Origin of the sequence: Chitinophaga sp. (genome assembly GCF_036569125.1) — a bacterium.
In the GTDB taxonomy this organism is placed as follows: domain Bacteria; phylum Bacteroidota; class Bacteroidia; order Chitinophagales; family Chitinophagaceae; genus Chitinophaga.
In genome coordinates, this window is the sequence record NZ_DATCRF010000750.1 from 1 (window position 1) to 3478 (window position 3478).

The 3478-nt window shown below is 47.5% G+C and carries 4 protein-coding genes; 1 reads left to right on the forward strand and 3 read right to left on the reverse strand.

From position 1 onward, the window contains the following. On the reverse strand, nt 1–1490 hold a 1490-nt coding region (locus VIM87_RS27730), incomplete at its 3' end, for a TonB-dependent receptor (protein ID WP_332000130.1). Between the two features lie 236 nt (nt 1491–1726). Then, nucleotides 1727–2122, reverse strand: a complete 396-nt coding sequence (locus VIM87_RS27735) for a helix-turn-helix domain-containing protein (protein WP_332000131.1) — start codon at nt 2120–2122, stop codon at nt 1727–1729. Between the two features lie 130 nt (nt 2123–2252). Between VIM87_RS27735 and VIM87_RS27740 the strand changes: the two genes are divergently transcribed. After that, entirely contained in the window at nt 2253–2936 is a 684-nt protein-coding gene (locus tag VIM87_RS27740; RefSeq protein WP_332000132.1) for a DsbA family oxidoreductase, read from the forward strand. Nucleotides 2937–3141: 205 nt separating this feature from the next. On the opposite strand, the gene VIM87_RS27745 is transcribed toward VIM87_RS27740, so the two are convergent. Beyond that, a partial coding sequence (locus tag VIM87_RS27745; RefSeq protein ID WP_332000133.1) for a hypothetical protein occupies nt 3142–3478 on the reverse strand: 337 nt, incomplete at its 5' end.

Below are 3478 nucleotides of genomic sequence, written 5' to 3' on the forward strand. Positions count from 1 at the left end.
TTGGTAACCTGGAAGGCATCCTGGTTCAGGCGGTTGTTAATGGAAAACGGTTCATGCCCGGCAATAATATAACGTACGCCATTCTTGGAAATATTCACCACGGGGAAAGGCGCTGAGAACGGGTTACGTTTATCCCTGAACAACGTGTACACTACTCTTAATTTATTGGCGTAGCTGCTCCCAAAGCTGGATTTCAATTCCGCACCAAAAGAGTGCAGCTGGTTCACCATTTCATACCCCGAATTGCGGAACTGTAAAGTAGTATAGTCCGGCCCGCGGCGGCCAATGGCGCTGGGATGCGCGGGCTTGTCCTTGCTGGCCTGCAGCCCGTTGTAGGTGAATGAAAGGCGGTGGTTCTGGCTGATATTCCAGTCTGCCTTAAACAGCCATTTATAACTTTTCTGGTCCAGTGTGAAGTTCTGGTAAGGACCTGTATCGTAATTAAAACGGGTTTTCAGAATGCTGCTTACCTGCATCAGGTCTGATTCCAGCACCCGGGAAGTATTCGGCAGGCCCACATTGCTGCTGTTCTGTGCTACATAGCTGCTGGCCTGGTCGCTGCGCTGTTCTGTTTCAAAGTTCACGAAGTAGAACAGCTTATCCTTTATAATGGGACCGCCCAGCGAAAAGCCGGCCTGCAGCTGTTTCAGGTCAGGCACCACCTGCTTGTTCTTATCTACCTTAGAGCCGGTGAGGGATTGGTTGCGGTAAAAACCATATACGGTACCGGAAATATTGTTGTCGCCTGATTTGGTTACCGTGTTCACACCCGCGCCGGTAAAGCCCGCCTGTGTTACATCATAGGGCGCAATATTCACCTGGATCTGGTCAATAGCATCCAGGGAAATAGGAGTTGCGTTGGTTTGCCCGCCTGGTGTAGGGGCATCCAGCCCAAAAGGATTGTTGAACACTGCACCATCCAGTGAAAAGTTATTATACTGCCCGTTACGCCCTGCAAAGGATAAACCATTGTACGTAAAGGAGGCCGAGGGCGTTAAACGCAGGTAATCATCTGCGGAGCGGGAAATAGTAGGCAGCGCGCGGATGGTGCGGCTGTTGATGTTCGTAGACGCGCCGGTCTTTTTATTATCGAATACGGTGGACTGCCCGGTGATCACTACATTCTTCAGCTCTACGGCTTTTTCCTGCAGCTGTATTTCCACGGAATTGTTCAGGCCCAGCTCCAGGTACACATTATCCATTACATTTTCCTGGTAACCCATAAAGGTTACCGTTACGGTGTAAGGCCCGCCTACCCGCAGGTTGGGAACGGTAAAACGCCCGTCTGACCTGGTTTGCAGCCCCTGTTTAATACCGGCATTGACATAGGCTACCTGCACGGTTGCCCCGGGCAGCGGTGTGCCTTTAGGGTCTTTTACAATGCCGCTCAGGGTGGCAGTGGTTACCTGTGAAAATACTTGTGTAACGCTTAATAAAAGCAGGGAAAGGCCCAGCAACGGACAGTACATGTGCTTTTTGATTCTTAGCATAGCGATTGATTTTCGGTTGATACAAACGACAATAAGGCTGCAGGTACAGCCTGTTTTAAGATCCGGTAAAATTTGATTCGATTCGCTACAAGGGTTACAGTATACAGGTATGTGTTTTGATAAAAAGGTTTTTACTGTAACCGATTGGGATTACCCGCTTCCTTTCAGCCCCTCCCGATGTGCTACACTAAGGGTCTGTGATTTTGATTGATTATTCCGAATTTAAGGAAAATAGCTTAAACGCCTACCGCTTTTTTCTCTTTAGCGCGTGCGCGGATCTTATGACGGTGCTGTGTGCCCCACTCACGCAGGGATTCTATTACATTACGCAGGGTAGCGCTATAGGGCGTTAACTCATATTCAACCGATACCGGCATGGTATTATATACATGGCGGCGTATAAATTCATTGAGCTCCAGGTGCTTTAATTCATGCGACAGCACCTTGGCGGAGATACCTTTCACTGCTTTCTGTAATTCGCCGAAACGTTTATTACCTTCACCCAGCGCAATAATAATGGGCAGCTTCCATTTACCGTTCAACACATATAATGCATCCTGCACGGCGCTTAATGCACCCAGGCATTCTTCTGTTTGCTCTTTGGTAGCAAATTGTCCTTCAGGTCCTAACATAAAGCCTGTATTTTTAAGTTACCCTTTGGTAAGCGCTAACCTTAAGGTAAGTACTAACCACTGGTAAGCAAATATACGTATTTTTGATGTTGTAACATCTATTTTACAAAACTCTCATAATAAAGCAAATATGCAAGTTGAAATATGGTCAGATGTGATGTGCCCATTCTGCTACATTGGTAAACGCCGGTTTGAGCACGCCCTGGCGCAGTTTGAGCATAAGGAAGATGTAACGGTGGTTTGGAAAAGTTTCCAGCTGGATCCTACCCTGCCTGCCACCGGTACCGGCAGCATTCATGAATACCTGGCGGAACGTAAGGGATTTACCCTGGAACACGCCAAACAAATGAACGACCAGGTAACAGCCATGGCTGCCGATGCCGGGCTGCAATACAATTTTGATAAAGCAGTAGTAGCCAATTCCTTTGACGCACACCGCTTTTCGCACCTGGCAGCGCAGCATGGCTTAGGCGATGCGGCGGAAGAAAGCCTGTTCAAAGCCTACTTTACAGAAGGTAAGAACATTGCCGACCACGAAGTGCTTGCACAGCTGGGCGCTAATATTGGCCTGGATGCAGCCGAAGTTAAAACCACGCTGGCAGGCAATAGGTTTGCCGATGCTGTACGAACCGATGTGGAAGAAGCCGCAGCGCTGGGCGCGCGGGGTGTTCCCTTTTTTGTGATAGACCGTAAGTATGCCGTATCGGGCGCACAACCCGAAGCTACTTTCCTGAATGCGCTGCAGCGGGCTTTTACCGAGCAGGAGCTCAACACTGGCAGCAGCAACGGCTGCGACATAGATGGGAACTGTTGAATTAATAATTAAGAATTAATAATTAATAATCACGGATGCGTGTAGTATAAGTATAAGTAATTACTGAATAATGGCCTTTACTTGTATTCCATGTAATCCTGATTGTTAATTAATGAATAATAGGATTTTTGTATCCATGATCGCTAATTAATGAATACATCCTTTGCATGTACTGCACACATCCCCGATTATTAATTATTAATTCTTAATTATTAATTGGCACCCCTACCAGCATGATCTTGCCGATGTATAGATAGTTAGGCTGGTACTTCGCAGTATCACCCAGCTCTGAGGGAATAACTATTTTGGTTTTATTGATGGGGGCCGGATCCAGCTTAAATACAATGGTATGCTCACCATCCGGCAGAGGATCCAGGAAATAGAAATTGCGCCGGAACCAGCTGCCATGGCGGTCAAAGCGCAGCTTACGGATGGTTTGCTTGCCATCAATCGTTATTAATGCTCCTGCAGATGAAGGCCCTATCATATCCTGCACACCGATCGTACTGCCCTTAAAACGGATCGTTAAACTATCCTTCGGG

Excerpts from the sequence above, each read along its gene's own strand:
- VIM87_RS27735 (WP_332000131.1), bottom strand. The coding sequence starts at position 2,122 with ATGTTAGGACCTGAAGGACAATTTGCTACCAAAGAGCAAACAGAAGAA.
- VIM87_RS27740 (WP_332000132.1), top strand. The coding sequence starts at position 2,253 with ATGCAAGTTGAAATATGGTCAGATGTGATGTGCCCATTCTGCTACATT.